At 57.6% G+C, this 15,642-nt stretch carries 14 protein-coding genes; all 14 read right to left on the bottom strand.

What is annotated here, in order from left to right:
* Window positions 1–11: 11 nt before the first annotated feature.
* The 14 genes from tap to flhD all read right to left on the bottom strand — a co-directional run bounded on the left by tap (window position 12) and on the right by flhD (window position 15,206).
* On the bottom strand, window positions 12–1,610 hold the full coding sequence (gene tap, locus ENTHG_RS03830; RefSeq protein ID WP_044173628.1) for a methyl-accepting chemotaxis protein IV: 1,599 nt from the start codon (window positions 1,608–1,610) through the stop codon (window positions 12–14).
* A 42-nt stretch (window positions 1,611–1,652) separates the two neighbouring features.
* On the bottom strand, window positions 1,653–3,317 hold the full coding sequence (gene tar, locus ENTHG_RS03825; protein WP_044173626.1) for a methyl-accepting chemotaxis protein II: 1,665 nt from the start codon (window positions 3,315–3,317) through the stop codon (window positions 1,653–1,655).
* A 126-nt stretch (window positions 3,318–3,443) separates the two neighbouring features.
* A complete protein-coding gene (locus ENTHG_RS03820; protein ID WP_044173624.1) occupies window positions 3,444–4,424 on the bottom strand; it encodes a Csu type fimbrial protein in 981 nt (326 codons plus the stop codon).
* On the bottom strand, window positions 4,424–6,820 hold the full coding sequence (locus tag ENTHG_RS03815; protein WP_044173621.1) for a fimbria/pilus outer membrane usher protein: 2,397 nt from the start codon (window positions 6,818–6,820) through the stop codon (window positions 4,424–4,426). Before ENTHG_RS03815 ends, ENTHG_RS03820 begins: the two co-directional genes overlap by 1 nt.
* Window positions 6,799–7,563, bottom strand: coding sequence for a fimbrial biogenesis chaperone (locus tag ENTHG_RS03810; protein WP_044173619.1), 765 nt, complete (start codon window positions 7,561–7,563; stop codon window positions 6,799–6,801). Before ENTHG_RS03810 ends, ENTHG_RS03815 begins: the two co-directional genes overlap by 22 nt.
* A gap of 15 nt (window positions 7,564–7,578) precedes the next feature.
* On the bottom strand, window positions 7,579–8,139 hold the full coding sequence (locus tag ENTHG_RS03805) for a Csu type fimbrial protein (protein WP_044173615.1): 561 nt from the start codon (window positions 8,137–8,139) through the stop codon (window positions 7,579–7,581).
* Window positions 8,140–8,149: 10 nt separating this feature from the next.
* Window positions 8,150–8,722: a spore coat protein U domain-containing protein gene (locus ENTHG_RS03800; protein WP_044173613.1), complete on the bottom strand. Its 573-nt coding sequence runs from the start codon at window positions 8,720–8,722 to the stop codon at window positions 8,150–8,152.
* A gap of 429 nt (window positions 8,723–9,151) precedes the next feature.
* Entirely contained in the window at window positions 9,152–9,532 is a 381-nt protein-coding gene (locus tag ENTHG_RS03795; protein WP_044173611.1) for a hypothetical protein, read from the bottom strand.
* 218 nt (window positions 9,533–9,750) lie between these two features.
* Window positions 9,751–10,254 (bottom strand): chemotaxis protein CheW, encoded by a 504-nt coding sequence (gene cheW, locus ENTHG_RS03790; protein WP_044173610.1) that lies wholly within the window; start codon window positions 10,252–10,254, stop codon window positions 9,751–9,753.
* Between the two features lie 20 nt (window positions 10,255–10,274).
* Window positions 10,275–12,311: a chemotaxis protein CheA gene (gene cheA, locus ENTHG_RS03785; protein WP_044173607.1), complete on the bottom strand. Its 2,037-nt coding sequence runs from the start codon at window positions 12,309–12,311 to the stop codon at window positions 10,275–10,277.
* Window positions 12,312–12,315: 4 nt separating this feature from the next.
* Window positions 12,316–13,275, bottom strand: coding sequence for a flagellar motor protein MotB (motB, locus tag ENTHG_RS03780; protein WP_044173603.1), 960 nt, complete (start codon window positions 13,273–13,275; stop codon window positions 12,316–12,318).
* Window positions 13,272–14,159 carry a flagellar motor stator protein MotA gene (gene motA, locus ENTHG_RS03775; protein ID WP_044173601.1) on the bottom strand — a complete coding sequence of 296 codons (888 nt, stop codon included), beginning with the start codon at window positions 14,157–14,159 and terminating at the stop codon, window positions 13,272–13,274. The genes motB and motA overlap by 4 nt, the downstream gene beginning before the upstream one ends.
* A 121-nt stretch (window positions 14,160–14,280) precedes the next feature.
* On the bottom strand, window positions 14,281–14,859 hold the full coding sequence (gene flhC, locus ENTHG_RS03770) for a flagellar transcriptional regulator FlhC (protein WP_044173598.1): 579 nt from the start codon (window positions 14,857–14,859) through the stop codon (window positions 14,281–14,283).
* A 2-nt stretch (window positions 14,860–14,861) separates the two neighbouring features.
* The gene (gene flhD, locus ENTHG_RS03765; RefSeq protein ID WP_044173595.1) at window positions 14,862–15,206 is read right to left on the bottom strand and encodes a flagellar transcriptional regulator FlhD; all 345 of its coding nucleotides are present in this window, start codon (window positions 15,204–15,206) and stop codon (window positions 14,862–14,864) included.
* Window positions 15,207–15,642: the final 436 nt, after the last annotated feature.

The following is a 15,642-nucleotide window of genomic DNA, read 5'->3' as shown; positions in this document are numbered from 1 at the left end:
TCTCAACCTGATTAAGATACAACTGGCGCAGCCCTGGGGGGCGCCGGCTCTGGTGTCGCACTGTGTTCTTCAACGTTAAATACCGCCACCAGCGAGGTCAGATGATCCGCCTGGTGCGCTAACTGGTCGGTGGCCGCCGCGGCCTCTTCCACCAGCGCCGCGTTCTGTTGCGTAACCTGATCCATCTGGCTCACGGCCTGAGCGACCTGCTCTATGCCGCGACGTTGTTCATCGGACGCGGACGCAATCTCGCCCATAATGTCATTCACCTGGGTAACAGAACGGACGATCTCCGTCATGGTCTGCGCGGCGGTATCCACCAGCTTCGACCCCTGTTCCACCCGCGAGACCGACTCTTCAATCAGCCCCTTAATCTCTTTTGCCGCCTGGGCGCTGCGGCTGGCGAGGTTACGTACCTCCCCTGCCACAACTGCGAAGCCGCGGCCCTGTTCGCCCGCGCGGGCCGCTTCTACCGCCGCGTTCAGCGCCAGGATATTGGTCTGAAAGGCGATGCCGTCAATGACGCTGATAATGTCGCCAATTTTTTGCGAACTGGCGGCGATGTCGTGCATGGTAGTGGCGACATTCGACGCCTGCTGCCCGCCTCTCTTCGCGGTTTCCGCCGCGCTCTGGGCCAGGCCGGATGCCTGGCGCGCGTTATCGGCGTTCTGACCGACGGTGGCGGTTAACTCCTCCATGCTGGCGGCGGTTTGCGCCAGCGAAGCGGCCTGCTGCTCGGTTCGCGCCGACAGGTCATTGTTGCCTTCGGCAATTTCAGCAATGCCGGTGTGCATCGCATAGCTGCCCTGCCGGACATCGCTCACCGTAGCGCGCAGCGCCCCCTGCATCTTTTTCAGGCTGGCGAAAATGGCCGATATCTCGTTCTTGCCGTACACCACGATAGGCCGCGCCAGATTGCCTTCGGCGATGCTGTCAAAATGGTCGCCGACAATCGCCAGCGGCTGCACAATCATCCGGCGCGACCACCACAGCGAGGCGGAAGTTAACAGCGCCGCCAGAATCACCACGGTGATAAAAATCACCGCTGAACGCTGATAATTGCGCTGGCCGTCCACTTTTGCCGTTTCGACAAAATGGTTGATATGCTGCTGCCAGGCGTTGAAATTGGCGTCAAACACATCCTGTGACTGCTGCACCGGCGCCGACATAAAATCAGAGAGCTGGTTGTTTTCCAGCCACGTCGCCTGGTGGGCCAGATCGCCGTGCCACGCCTCATACGCCGCTTTGGTCGCCGCCTGCAATTTTGTGCCCTCTTCCGAGAGCGCCGGAATGGCGAGGAACTCTTTCACCCGGCCATCCGCGTCCTGTAAATCGGCTTTCGCCTCGCTCATCAGCCCTTTAATGTCATCCGGCGGGTAACTCAGCGCGGTTAACGTGCCCGCTTTGTTCAGCGCCGCGCTGGCCTGCAAAAGCGAAGTGCGGGTCTGCATCAACGCGCTACGCTGGTGGTTACTCTTTTCCAGCTCTTCCAGATGCCCGGTACTCTCCCTGAATGCCCAGAAAGAGAGGCCGTTACTGCCAATCTGCAACACGCCGCAGACGATCAAAATTAAAAACAGTGTTGTCGAGATACGAATACGATTTAACATCCACGCTCCCATCTGGCGGCACGCTGCCGCACTGTAATACTGCTAGAAAGTTTCCCAGTTATCGTCTTGCCCGGTCGTCAGCGGTAGGCTTCTTACAGCCGTCGGCGCAGCGACGGCGGTCGGGCTTGCTGTTTCCTGAGCGGTTTTTGCAGGTACAGATGAAAGACGGAATAGCGATACCGCCCTGGTTAAATTGCTGGCCTGTTCTTCTAGCGCAGCCGCGGCGGCTGCGGATTGTTGTACCAGCGAGGCGTTTTGCTGCGTGACGCGATCCATTTCGGAGACCGCCAGCGCAACCTGGTCGATACCCCGGCTCTGTTCGTCCGACGCCGAGGAAATCTCACCCATGATGTCGTTAACCCGGGTGACGGCGTTGACGATATCGTTCATGGTCTCCCCTGCGCTCTCCACCAGCACCGAGCCGGTATCCACGCGGGAGACAGAGTCTTCAATCAGGGCCTTGATCTCTTTCGCCGCCTGAGCGCTGCGGCTGGCAAGGTTGCGCACTTCCCCGGCCACCACGGCGAAACCGCGCCCCTGTTCGCCCGCACGCGCCGCTTCTACCGCCGCGTTAAGGGCAAGGATATTGGTCTGGAAAGCAATCCCGTCGATAACGCCGGTAATGTCGGCGATTTTCTGCGAGCTGGCGGCGATGTCGTGCATGGTTTTCACCACCCCGTCCACCACTTTGCCGCCGCGCTCCGCGGTCTCGGAGGCGCTTTCCGCCAGCAGCGAGGCCTGACGGGCGTTTTCCGCGTTCTGTTTCACCGTCGCGGTGAGCTCTTCCATACTGGCGGCGGTCTGTTCCAGCGCAGAGGCCTGCTCTTCGGTACGGGAGGAGAGATCGTTATTACCGGCGGCAATTTCGCTGGTGCCGGCGTGAATGGCATCGGAGCTGGCGCGCACGCTGGCTACCGTCTCAATCAGCGAGCGCTGCATATGGTCGACGCTTTGCGCCAGATCGGTGATTTCACTGCGCCCTTCTACCGTCAGGCGGTGGGCAAGATTCCCCCCGGCAATTTCGCGGATGTGGCCAATGACCGCGCCAAGCGGCGTCAGCAGAATGCGGCGGATGCCGTACCAGACCAGCAGCAGCACCAGTACCAGCGCCAGCGCAAGACCCGCCATCTGCCATTTGGCGAAGTGGTAGTCGCTGACGCTCTCATCAAAGGCGTTGCGATAGAGGCTTTCGCTGAGCTTTGCATAGTTGCCCATCGCCTCGCCAAGGGCGTTTTGCATCCCCTGCGTCGGCTGGGCGAAGAAGCCGTCCATATTGCCGCTCTCCAGGAACTGCACCAGTTCGCTAAGGCCGGCGGCGTAAGCCTGGTATTTTTCGTCAAGCTGGCCGCGTACCTGCGCCATCTCCGGGATGGCGGGCAGCGCACGGAAGGCGTCATAGTGCTGGGCGGCTTCGGCAAGGCTCTTTTTCGCGCTGTTCAGCAAGTCGGTTTTAGCGCTGCTCTGCTGGTTGTTCGGGTCCATCATCATGCGCGCGGAAGAGCGGCTGAGGTTGATGCGCGTTTGCAGCATCAGCTCCCAGGTTTTCGCCAGTTCAGTCTGCTGCGTGCGCAGATCGTTAGAGACAGCAAAGCTCTGCTGGTTTTGCTTGAGTGAGGAAAAAAGCAGTCCGCCAGAGAGTAACTGCAGCAGCGCGAAGACCACCAGTACACTCATCAACATTGTGACTACGCGAATACGGTTCAACATGCGACACCTTCCAGATAACGTGTTAACGGTGTTATCGGCAAGGGTGTAGAGAACTTTACGTTTGCGAAAAGGAATTACATGCACGCTGAATAATCAGCCTGCGCAATGAGCAAACCTGCCGTGGCGCTAAAATGCCAGGTCCACCAGCAGCGTATCGCTGTAGGTGCCGCCGGGGGGCGTGTTCTGGCCGGGCAATACCTGGGCGGTGAAGTTGTAGGTGCGCAGAAGTCCGTCGGTGCTGACGGCAGAGGACGCCGCGCTGGCCCAGCGTTCCGCCCCGACAGCGCCCCAGCGGGAGGTGGTGGTGCCTTTGTAGATCTCGTAGCTTAGCCGGTTAGTGCCGCTGGCCATCTGGCGCACGTTACCACTGGGGTTGCTGCCATTACTGATGCCCACCGTATAGGCATAGCCTTTTGTGCAGGTCACGCCGACAGACCCCGAGAGCGTGGGGAAGTTCTTCGCCAGCGGCGCGCTGCCAAAATTAAGATTGGGCGCGCTGATGGCCGTACAGTCATTGGTAACCGTCATGTTCACCGTCAGGGTCAGCGGCAGATTTCCCGACTGCAAACTGGAGCAGCCCGTCAGAATCGTCCCCACCGCGCAGATACTGTAGTAGACGTTCAGATTGAGTATCGCCTGGTAAGGCCCGGCGGAGACCGTCTGCCCGGTGACCGTGCGCAGATAGAGCGGCAGGGTATAGCGCTTTGACCCGAGCAGCGTCAGCAGCATGCTGGAGTTCCAGGTGTAGCCGGTGTTAGTGCTGGTCACTTCGCTGTTGGCCGGGCAGTTATTCGCGCCGCAGAGCTTAAGCGGAATCAAATCGGTCACCGCCAGATCGTCAGTTCTTTTCATCGCCGCGCGGTTGGTGACGATGTTTGACGCCCCGCTAAGGGTCAGGGTGACATAGTCGTTGGTCAGCAGCGACAGCGCGGAATCACACTGCAAGATAAGGTTGGTGGTGACCCCCTGCTCTGTGCTGTTGAGCACAAAGGAAGTGACCGACGCGCCAAGCGATGGCGCGGTGTTTGACAGGCTCGCCGTACAGGCGGACCAGGCCTGGTTGATGCCGCCCAGCAGCACAATCAGCAGCAGAATCGCCTTGCGCATCAGTTGCTCCTTTTACAGGTCAGCGGGCCATAGGTTTGTAATTTATGTTCCGGGTTTGGGTCCAGGGTCAGGCGAGCGATACAGCGCGCGCCGTCGGGCTGACGAACAGTAAGCACGTTGTTCTCCTCCAGGTTCTCAAGCCAGGCGATGCCGTCATAACCCACCACGGCGGGCGCTCTCCCCTGACGGCTGACCTCGCTGGCGAGCGGGACCGGCAGGCCCGCTTCGTCATGAAGAATGACGCTGGCGACCCGCTCCTGCACCATCGGGAACTCCACCAGATAACCGGAGTGACGGCGCAGGGCCACGCGCCGCTCAGTTTCAGTGATGCGGGTGTCGGCAGGGAGATCCAGCGTATTGATGCTGTAGCTGGCCGGGTAGTACGACGAGACGCCGCTCACCAGCAGATAGCCGTTGCGGTTGGTTTTGCCGACCGGCTGGTTTTCATAGTTAACCGGTATGCCCGGCTGCCCGCTGGTGCTCACCACCACGAAGGCGTCATTGATTCTGTTGGCGGCAAGAAGTTCATTGTCCATCAGCACCAGCGAGCCCATCGCTTCGCCCCACCAGGTACGCATGTGGGTGTAGCCATACATCCCCCCCTGCAACTCCACATTGTTATTGCGCCAGCCGAGGGTGGCCTGCTGGTAATTATCCTCCCGGGATTGCCGCGCCAGCGCCATATTCCAGCTAAAGCCGCCCTCCGTCGGCATGGCATGGCTGTAGTTGATCCGCTGCGTATTGCCCGCGTCCGGCGTATTTTCCGCACTCAGCGCCACGTTATCGCGCTCGCCAATCGGGATTTGTAACGTCATCGCCACCGTCCAGTCATCGCGCTGACGATCGCGGCTTGCAGAGAGATAGATGTTGCTGGCGCGCCACAGGTTGCGGCTCCAGGAAAGGTTAATCAGTTCGGTTTTGCTGTTATCAAAGCTGCGCACGCCAATCCACGCCGCGCCAACGTTGCCAAAATCCCCCAGGCTCAGGGACAGGGAATACTGATCGCTATTGCGGCTCAGGCTGGCAATGGGTTGCTGCTCGTCGTTATCCGTGCGGGTGTAATAATAGTTCTGGTCATACAGCGCGAGGTTGCCGAAGCCCCGTTCGCGGCGGCTGTGCTGGGTGGCAATGCTGAACACGCCGGTACTGTACTGGTAGCCCCAGTTGAGCTGGCTGCCGCTGTCGCCGCGCATCCGGCTCTGCGTCCATGCGCCGTTCACCACCCCCAGCCTGCCCAGTTTCACTACCGTTCCCGCGCCGCCCAGCGCCAGCTCCTGCGCCCCTTCCCCGTGGGCTTCCAGCGTCAGATAATCGGTCAGGCCATAGCGATAAGAGCCGCTGCCCACCAGCGGGCCGTAATCAAAATTATCGATACCGTAACTTCGCCGCAGGCTGCCGACGGTGGCCGCGCCGTCGCTTAGCCCCTTTTTAAGCAGGTCGCTGGCAACGTAAAACGGCAGCGTGGTGCTGACCTGACGGCCAAGGGCATCGGTGGTGACCAGCACCGCGTTCCCCGCGCCGTTGATATAGGGCATGTTAGTGAGGGTGAACGGGCCGGGCTCAAGCTGTTTTGACCCTGCGCGGTAGCCGTTAATGAAGACATCCACCGAGGTGGGAACCGCCGCCTCGCCGGAGAAGGTCGGCACCGGCCAGGTCACCAGGTCAGGACGCAGCGAGAAATCACGCCCGTAGCTGATGCCGCCGACCCGCACGCTGTTGCTCCAGCTGAGCGCGTCGGATATCACATCGCCAACGCTCCACTGGATAGCGTCCTCTTCATCGGTAAATGTCAGCGTGGTGTCGTAGCGGGTGTAGCCCTCCTGCTGCGAATCGCCCCCGGCGAAGGGGGAGATGACCGTTCCAGTCGAGGAGAAAGACGCATTCCCGGCAAAAAAACGGTATTCATGCCACAGGGAGGCCTGGCCGCCAATGCTGTCGGTGTTGCTGGCGTAAAAATCGTAGTTCAGCAGCGAGCCGCGCCCGTAATAGAGCTTGCTGCGCGCCTGCCCGCTGTTAAAGGCGGTAAACCGTTCCGGCAGCCAGTCACCGGGAACAAACAGCAGCAGACGCTGCCGCTCGCTGTCGTAATCGGTGCGCACGTTGGGCAGCGCGGAGACGTTCACCTCCCCCTGCGGCAGGTACTGCGCGGGAATTCCGGCGCGCTGCAAATCCACGCTCGCCACGTACCAGTCGTTATCGCGCCTGGTAACCGGCACAACCTGCTGGGTATCGTAGTGGTTCAGCACCAGCGTAAGGTGGAACACCGCCTGCTGGTTGATGGCCTGAACATCCGGCGGCGGTGGAAGGGCGTCATCCCCCTGTTGCGCCTTTACGGCAGCCGGATACCCGAGCAGGATAAGCATCGCCGGAAAGATTACCGGGCGCGCGACTGCCATTCGCTCTGCCTGGCGTTAATTTTTGCTTTCAGCTCCACCGGCGCGGGCAGCCCCGGCGGTAGAGGCCACGCCCGGCTTCCCCCTGGCAGCACGTAGCCCAGCAGCCCTTCGGCCAGCGTACGCTGCTGGCCGCCCTGGCTGGCCGAGACCTCCGTGAGACGTACATGCACATTGCCGTTATTCCGTACCTGAATGGCCGGTTTGCCGTTGTCCCGAATGACAGACCAGCTCAAATCACGCGGGTCGACCAGCGCAGGGTTGGCGCTGTCAGGGTAAGTGCTGATTCCCTGCCCGTAGACAAACAGCGGTATCGAATAACGCATCTGCAGTTTAATGCCGATTTGCGGGGTCGCGCCCTGCTCCGGCTGGGGGATCTCATCGACGATAATGCGGTAGGCCTGTTCCACCCCAGCAGGCACCTGAGCCTGTTTTATCAGGCGGATAAGCTGTTTGCTGCCCTTTTCAATACGGACAATCGGCGGGCTGGCGACTACATCCGTTTGCTGCTGATAGCGCTCGCCACCCCCCTCCTGACGCCAGCGTACAATACGCACCTGCATGGTGGTCGGCGTTGTACCCTGATTCTGAATCCACAGCTCTGTCGCCTTCGTCTCCGGCCCCAGCCAGGGATCGATAGGCCACAGTAAAATGGTCGCCGCCGCCCTGGCGTCGCCTGCCAGAGTGGCAAGCGACGCCGTCAGCATAACACCCGCCGCCAGCGCGGCCTTCGAGGTGATGCGCATGTCCTTTCTCCCTTTTTACCATGACAACGTCACGGTCAATTGATCGGTGTACGTTCCCGCCGTGCTCAGGGCGGTGAGTTGCGCTGCGCCAAACAGGCTCAGGGCGATATTATTGCTGTCGGTATAGGCCACGGAGACGGTCTGGTTGACGCCGATTTCGCTGTTCGCCGCCAGCGAGCTGCTGCTATAGAGGCGGTACGGTACGCGCTCGGTACCGCCATTACGCTGCATATTGCGCACCGAGGTGTAGTTCAGCCCGCCGTTAATGCTCATACTCAGCGAGACGCCTGGCGTGCAGGCGAGAGACAGCGAGGCGTTCGGCACGAAGCTGGTGGTGACGCGTCCGCTTTCAGCCCCGGTATGCGTACCAAAATTGAGCGTGCCAAGCTGCCCGCCGCTGCCGCTCACCACCGAGCAGCCAGGCGTAACCGTCGCCCCGACGGTGAAGCTCGTGGAGGTCACCGTCACGGCAATGGCCTGCTGCGGCAGGCTGACCGCGCAGGCCAGCAGGCCAAAAATGGCGTGCAGCAGGCTGCGGTCTCCCGTGGGGGAGAGCCGTTTTTTTTCTGGCTGCATCAGGGGTGCGTCAGTAGGTGACGCTCACATTGAGTGTGTCGGTGTAGGTCCCCGGCAAGACCGTGACGCTGTTGCCCCCGCCGCGAATACGCCCGTAGAGCGTATAAGAGTCCACGCCGTTGGCGGTGGAGGCGCGAGGAATAGCGGCGCCGTTAATCACTTCATTGCTGAATCCGCTGTCGCTGTAAACGCTATAGGCTACGCCTTGCGTATTGGTCGGCGTGGCGGAACGCAGATAGCGCACCGCGGCTCCCGGCGTCCCCACGGTTGAACCTGGCGTTGCGGTATTGGTGTTGCCGGTGATCTGCACGGTATAGCTGGCGGTGGTGCACTGGATGGTAAAGGTACTGCCCCCTGCCCCGGTACCGGAAAGCTGGGTAGTCAGTTCGTTGAAGGTCGCCGGGCTTTCGCCAAAGTCCAGCGTACCGAAGTTGATGCCGCTCTGGGCGGGTGAGCCATTAATCAGGCAGCCGTTCGATAACGTTAGCGTCGCGCCAATTGTTCCTGTACTGGTGACTGCCCCGGCATTATTTACGGATAACGCCATCAGCCCACTTAATAAAACCAGGCCTGTTTTTTTCATACTGCACCTCCGGAAAAGACGCGTGTTATTTATTGTGAAGAAAAAGAGTAATCCCAGAGCGCGCATTCTCTGATGGTAATAAAAAAACTTAGCCGATAGCGAGACGTTCAACCACTGAATAACGAAGCGAGAAAAATGGAGGCATAAAGAATATATTTGATAGACATCAATGCGTTAGTTTAAATAACGTCGAAAAGCCCAGCACAATGCAAATAATATATCCGCTAAATTGTGACCTTGATCGCAATTTTATTTTACAGCTAGAATTATTTTTTAATATCTCTTAAACGGAACTTTAGCCACATTTAATATTTAAAATTAAGCCCCGCTAAATTAATAGTTAGCTTCCAAGAGGCTTGAGAATTATTAAAAATGCGCTTATTTCAGGGTTATTCCGGCCAGAAATACTGGCCTGGAAATTAATTCAATTTAGTAAACAACCGTAATATTTACCGTATGGAATGTATTCTCAGACAGGCGTTCGGGCTGGTGGGAACGCGCATACAGCCTGTAGCTGTCGGTCCCTTCACGTGTCGAAACCCGTGGCAGACTGTCGCTGGCGGCAATAGCCTGACCGTTGTCGCTGTATAAGCTGAACGGCGCGTTCCCGGCGCTGTCAGCCTGAATAGCGTAACTACGGGACGTACACTGCACGTTAAAGGCCATATCATTACGCACCGCGGAGCTATTAATTGCGCAGCCGTTGGTCAGCGTCAGCGTCGCGCCGATGGTGCCGTTGGCGGCTATTGCGCAGGCAGGAGTCAACAACGCCACGCTCAAAAGAACGGGAAGTGAGTGCTTATATTTCATGGCGCTTTCCAGCAAAGTGTGCGGTGCAAAAAAGTCAATTCGACGCTTACGGACAGGAAAGATGTTACTTGAAGTTAAGCAGAAAGAACATCTATTTCAGCAATGCTTAAATAAACACATTTCGAGGAAAAAGAGGCAGGCCCGGTTAAGCGAAACGCGACCGGGCTGGCAGGCGCAGCGTTGCCCGGATAAGGCGCAGCCGCATCCGGGATTAAGCATTACGCGACGTGAGTAGCAGCGATATCCAGCAGCGCCATCTCTTCGCTGTTAAGCAGCTTTTCAATGTTAACCAGAATTAGCATCCGCTCGCCGAGCGCGCCAAGGCCGGTCAGGTATTCCGTCGACAGGGTCACCGCAAACTCCGGTGCCGGACGAATCTGATCCGCCGCCAGCGAGAGCACGTCGGAAACGCCGTCCACCACGATACCTACCACGCGCTGACCCAGATTGAGCACGATAACCACCGTGTTGTCGTTGTACTCGACTTCGGTCTGGCTGAACTTCACGCGCAGATCGACGATCGGCACGATGACGCCGCGCAGGTTGGTCACGCCTTTAATAAAGTCCGGCGTGTTGGCGATACGGGTGACCTGGTCATAGCCACGGATCTCCTGCACCTTGAGAATATCGATGCCGTACTCCTCATCGCCCAGGGTGAAGACCAGGAATTCCTGCCCCGATGGCTCGCCAGCCAGTTTTGCTACATTACTCATACCGGTCATGTTTTTACCTTCTAATTCAATCAGGCCGCTGTGTGCGCCATACGTTGTTCACGGTTTAATCCCTGCAGCGCCGAAACATCAACAATCAGCGCGACGCTGCCATCACCAAGGATGGTCGCCGCGGAAATGCCCGGCACTTTGCGATAGTTGCTCTCCAGGTTTTTCACCACTACCTGGTGCTGACCAATTAACTGATCCACCAGCAGCGCGTAGCGACGGCCCGCGCTTTGCAGAATCACTACGATGCCCTGCGTGGCTTCGGTTTTCGCCCCTGCCACATCGAATACTTTCCACAGCTCTACCAGCGGCAGGTACTCGCCGCGCACTTCCAGGACGCGCTCGCCGCCCGCCAGCGGGTGCAGATCTTCTTCACGCGGCTGCAGCGATTCCATGACCGCGTTCAGCGGCAGGATAAACACCTCATCGTTGACCTTGACCGACATGCCGTCGAGGATTGCCAGCGTCAGTGGCAGCAGGATACGGATAGTGGTGCCCGCCCCCTGGCGCGAGGCGATCTCAACATGGCCGCCCATCTCCTGGATATTACGTTTCACCACGTCCATGCCGACGCCGCGACCGGAGACATCCGTCACCTGTTCGGCAGTCGAGAAGCCCGGCGCGAAAATCAGCATGCCGACCTCTTCATCGCTCATGTTCTCATGCACCGCCATGCCCTGCGACAGCGCCTTCGCCAGAATGCGTTCGCGGTTCAGGCCTGCGCCGTCATCGGTGACTTCGATACAGATATTGCCGCCCTGGTGTTCTGCGGAAAGGATCAGGTTACCCACCGGAGATTTGCCCGCCGCCACGCGTTTTTCCGGCGTTTCGATCCCGTGGTCGAGGCTGTTACGCACCAGGTGCGTTAACGGGTCGATAATGCGTTCGATGAGGCTTTTGTCCAGCTCGGTGGAACTGCCCTGTAACGTGAGCTCTACCTGTTTATCGAGCTTGCTTGCGAGGTCGCGCACCAGCCGCGGGAAGCGGCTAAAGACATACTCCATCGGCATCATACGGATGGACATCACCGACTCCTGCAGATCGCGGGCGTTGCGCTGCAGCTGGCTCATACTGGTAATCAGATCGCCGTGGGTCACCGGGTCGAGTTCATTGGAGCGCTGGGCCAGCATCGACTGGGTAATCACCAGTTCGCCAACCAGGTTAATCAGCTGATCGACTTTCTCCACCGCAACGCGAATGCTGGTGGATTCGCTGGCGCGCGCCGGTTTTTCCCGGGCGGCAGGCGCCTCTTTCGGCACCGCTTTCAGCGCGGCAACGGGGGCGGGCGCAGGTGCGACAACCTCTGGCGCGGCAACGGGCTGTTCCACGGTCTCCACTGCCGCCGTTTCCGCAGGGGCAGCCGCGGTTTCGAAGGCAATCTGATCCGGTTCGATCACAAAGCAGAGCACCGCCACGATGTCATCTTCGCTGACGCCGCCGTCGAGCGTGGCGCTCAGACTGTTTGTTCCTTTAACGACATCGCTCAGCGTGCCAAGGTTACCCAGCTCCTCTTCGAGCAGACCGACTTCATTCTCTTTCAGACGCGACAGCACAATACGCAGTTTGCCGTCGCCCTGTGCCGGCGCGGCAGGTTGCGCAGCCTCCGGCACGACGTTTTCCACAACGGATAATCTGGCGCCGCTAACGGCGACGGAAGCAGACTCCCCTTTCGCCTCCAGCGCAAGCTGACGCAGCGCGTTGCAGATATATTCAAAGCTGGCAGCATCCGGCTCTTGTGAGCTTTTATAGGCGTCGAGCTGTTCCTGCATAATATCTTTGGTTTCCAAAAACAGGTTGATAATGTCGGTATTGAGCTGCATCTCGCCACGGCGGGCCTCATCCAGCAGGTTTTCCATCAGGTGCGTGGTTTCCTGCAAAATGGTAAAGCCGAACGTGCCTGCGCCGCCTTTTATAGAGTGCGCCGCACGAAAGATGGCGTTGAGCTGTTCGGAATCCGGCGCTTCGGGCGCCAGGTCCAGCAGATGCTGCTCCATATCGGCCAACAACTCGTCAGCTTCATCAAAAAACGTTTGATAAAAATCGCTAATATCCATGCTCACGCTATCACCTCGACTCGGATTGTGGCGATGTAGTAACTGCTGCCGCAGGTACAGGCGCGGCAACCGGCGCCGCCTCTGTTGGTGCCTGCGGCTGTGTAATGACGCTTATCGGCACGTTCTGGCTTTCAGCGTTCTCATGCAGAATGGCTTCTTCTGCTTGTTTATTCAGTACCAGCAGGCTGATGCGGCGGTTGATGGCATCGTCAGGCCCGCGTTCGGACAGGCGCATCGTTGCCGCCATGCCCACTACCCGCAGCATTTTTCCATCGTCAAGCCCCCCGACCACCAGCTCACGACGCGAGGCGTTCGCGCGATCCGCCGAAAGCTCCCAGTTGCTGTATCCCTTCTCGCCATTGGCGTAGGGGTAGTCATCGGTGTGGCCTGACAGGCTGATTTTATTCGGTATGCCATTCAACACCGGCGCGATAGCGCGCAGAATATCGCGCATATAGGGTTCCACTTCCGCGCTGCCGGTTTTAAACATGGGCCGGTTCTGGCTATCGATAATCTGAATGCGAAGCCCTTCCTGAACGAGGTCAATCTTTAAGTGCGGGCGCAAGGCGCGCAGTTTCGGATCCGCCTCGATCAGCTGATCCAGATCGCCGCGCAGTTTCTTGAGCCGCGCCTGTTCCATACGCTGTTTCAGGTCATCAATATTCGGGTGCTTCTGAACTTCACCCTGCTGCTGGGTGTAATCATCGCCACCACCGGGAATCGGGCTGTCGCTGTTCGAAATACGCTGCCCGCCAGTCACCGCCGTCGCCAGGGGCGTACGGAAGTATTCGGCAATCTGAATCAATTCTTTAGGGCTGGAAATGGAGATAAGCCACATCACCAGAAAAAAAGCCATCATCGCCGTCATAAAGTCGGCATAGGCAATCTTCCACGAGCCGTGTGCTCCGCCGCCATGTCCTTTATGTTTTTTGCGTCTTACGACGACGATAGGATGGGACTGGTTTTTCATGCGTCCTCAGTCGTCGTCTGTTGGTTAGGGTTTCTTACCGCGCGCACGTGCTCATCAAGTTCGATAAACGACGGACGTTCGGTGGAGTAAAGCGTTTTACGGCCAAACTCAACGGCGATGGGCGGCGCATAGCCATTCAGGTTCGACAGCAGGGTTATCTTCACGCACTGCATCATTTTGGTGGTTTCGGCGCTCTTCTGGCGCAGCACGCTGGCCAGCGGAGAGATAAAGCCGTACGCCAGCAGGATGCCGAGGAAGGTGCCCACCATCGCGTGGGCAATCAGCGCGCCGAGTTCCGCCGCCGGGCGATCCGCCGAGGCCAGCGCATGAACCACGCCCATTACCGCCGCAACGATACCGAACGCGGGCAGGGAATCCCCCACCGCCGCCAGCGCGTTGGCTGGCACTTCGGCCTCGCTTTCATGGGTTTCGATCTCTTCATCCATCAGCGCTTCGATTTCGAAGGTGTTCATGTTGCCGCTGATGATGAGGCGCAGGTAATCGACAATAAATTCGAGCATCGTCGCATCGGCGATAATGCGCGGATAGCTGGCGAAAATTTCGCTCTCTTTCGGGTTTTCGATATCCCGCTCCAGCGAGAACATCCCCTGCTGACGTGATTTGGCCATCAGGCGATAGAGCAGCGCCAGCAGATCCATATAGACGCTTTTCGTGTATTTGGAACGGCGAAACAGCAAAGGCAGCGCTTTCATCGTGCCCTTGATAGCTTTGCCGTTGTTGCCAACAATAAACGCACCAATGCCAGCACCGCCGATGATAATAAGCTCGGACGGTTGATACAGTGCTCCAAGGTGCCCGCCGGTCATCATGTATCCGCCCAGGACTGCACCTACAACAACTATGTAACCTAATACGATAAGCACGACATCATCCTTCCGCTAATGGCTAAGGCAAGGAGAAACAGAGGCAGGCGGTGAAACGAGAGGAAAAAAAAGCAGCGGTATAACTTCACCGCTGCTGGAGTTTGTTCCACGTACGTTTCGGTCAAACAGCCTGATCGATCTGTTCATCCAGCAGTTGTGGAATAATATCGGCAGCATCCCGGGAAAGTTTACGTCTTTTTACCGCGCGAGATGGCGGCTGGCATAAACTGCAGGCGAAGCTGCCTGCGGGCTGGTGCGCATGAGTAATAAAATTACCGCCGCAGCAGTTACAGCGCGATAACTCCAGCATTCCGCTTTCCACGAAACGGACCAGCGTCCAGGCGCGAGTCAGCGCCAGCAGCGGCCCTTCCTCAGGCTGAGGACACTGTTCAAGGTAGAGACGATACGCTTTGATTACGGCATCAACGCCGCTGCACAGCCCGGTTTTCAGCAAAAATTGCCAGGCGTTGCAGAACATGGAGGCATGAATATTTTGCTCCCATGTCATAAACCAGTCGGTAGAGAACGGCAGCATGCCTTTCGGCGGCGGGCTACCGCGCAGTTCTTTATAGAGTTTAATGAGACGGCCACGGCTCAGCTGCGTCTCACTTTCCAACATCTGCAAACGCGCGCCCAGCGTAATCAACTCCATAGCGAGCTGAATGTCGCGGGCTTCCTGAACGATACTTTTCTCGCTCATGATTAAGCCCTTTTCTTACGGGTTGCATCGCCGGTGGATTCATTCAGCAAACGCGTTGAAAGCAGAATGCCGGTGTGAATCTGTTGCAGATCGTCCACGCGGGATTCCTGAGTCAGACGCGTAATCGTCTGCGTGCTGTCAAAGCGGAACTGGCAGATCACCTGATTCGTTTCAGCCAGTTTAACCATCTGCGGAAGGGTCAGCTCTCCCAGGGTGGTCGCCATTTCTTCATTTATGCCTAAGCGGAACATAGCTGATGCTTTGTCCTGGCTAATCAAACGCTGAGCGAGGAGTAAATATGACAGGTTGATGTCATAAATGTGTTTCAGCAACTCGGAAGTATGCATTTTTCCCTTCCCGAATAACCAACTTGTATCTTATGCGGACAAGCCGCACCCCGTGATGTCGCCGGAAAAAACCGGTATAAAAAAGAAATGGCAAAATGCATAACGCGCTTAGGATCGTGCGTGAAAGAATGTCGCTTAAGCGTACTATTCTGACCGCACTCTTAATCATTTCTTACAAAGAACTAAGATTTTTCCTAATTCGACGCAACTGTACTCGCTGGTGCGCATACATACAATGTGACTAACGAAAATTTTTGAAAATTTTGTGATCCACATCACATAATTTAAGCCATTTCTGACAAGAAATCTATCAGTACAACTTCTGTTTTGAGCGTTTTTTGTGCTACCAGCGGCTTTTTCTATTCTTTTTCGGCGAATACCCATTCATAAAAATGATATGTGAAGCCAAACTGGTCCGCTCTGTAACAATATGAAA

Source organism: Phytobacter massiliensis JC163 (genome assembly GCF_000321045.1).
Lineage (GTDB): Bacteria > Pseudomonadota > Gammaproteobacteria > Enterobacterales > Enterobacteriaceae > Phytobacter_A > Phytobacter_A massiliensis.
Note: the sequence above shows the minus strand (reverse complement) of the source record. Positions and strands in the feature narration are given on the sequence as shown.

What these genes read in the sequence shown, in the direction of transcription:
- tap (WP_044173628.1), bottom strand. Translation starts at nt 1,610, where the DNA reads ATGTTAAATCGTATTCGTATCTCGACAACACTGTTTTTAATTTTGATC.
- tar (WP_044173626.1), bottom strand. Translation starts at nt 3,317, where the DNA reads ATGTTGAACCGTATTCGCGTAGTCACAATGTTGATGAGTGTACTGGTG.
- ENTHG_RS03820 (WP_044173624.1), bottom strand. Translation starts at nt 4,424, where the DNA reads ATGCGCAAGGCGATTCTGCTGCTGATTGTGCTGCTGGGCGGCATCAAC.
- ENTHG_RS03815 (WP_044173621.1), bottom strand. Translation starts at nt 6,820, where the DNA reads ATGGCAGTCGCGCGCCCGGTAATCTTTCCGGCGATGCTTATCCTGCTC.
- ENTHG_RS03810 (WP_044173619.1), bottom strand. Translation starts at nt 7,563, where the DNA reads ATGCGCATCACCTCGAAGGCCGCGCTGGCGGCGGGTGTTATGCTGACG.
- ENTHG_RS03805 (WP_044173615.1), bottom strand. Translation starts at nt 8,139, where the DNA reads ATGCAGCCAGAAAAAAAACGGCTCTCCCCCACGGGAGACCGCAGCCTG.
- ENTHG_RS03800 (WP_044173613.1), bottom strand. Translation starts at nt 8,722, where the DNA reads ATGAAAAAAACAGGCCTGGTTTTATTAAGTGGGCTGATGGCGTTATCC.
- ENTHG_RS03795 (WP_044173611.1), bottom strand. Translation starts at nt 9,532, where the DNA reads ATGAAATATAAGCACTCACTTCCCGTTCTTTTGAGCGTGGCGTTGTTG.
- cheW (WP_044173610.1), bottom strand. Translation starts at nt 10,254, where the DNA reads ATGACCGGTATGAGTAATGTAGCAAAACTGGCTGGCGAGCCATCGGGG.
- motB (WP_044173603.1), bottom strand. Translation starts at nt 13,275, where the DNA reads ATGAAAAACCAGTCCCATCCTATCGTCGTCGTAAGACGCAAAAAACAT.
- flhC (WP_044173598.1), bottom strand. Translation starts at nt 14,859, where the DNA reads ATGAGCGAGAAAAGTATCGTTCAGGAAGCCCGCGACATTCAGCTCGCT.
- flhD (WP_044173595.1), bottom strand. Translation starts at nt 15,206, where the DNA reads ATGCATACTTCCGAGTTGCTGAAACACATTTATGACATCAACCTGTCA.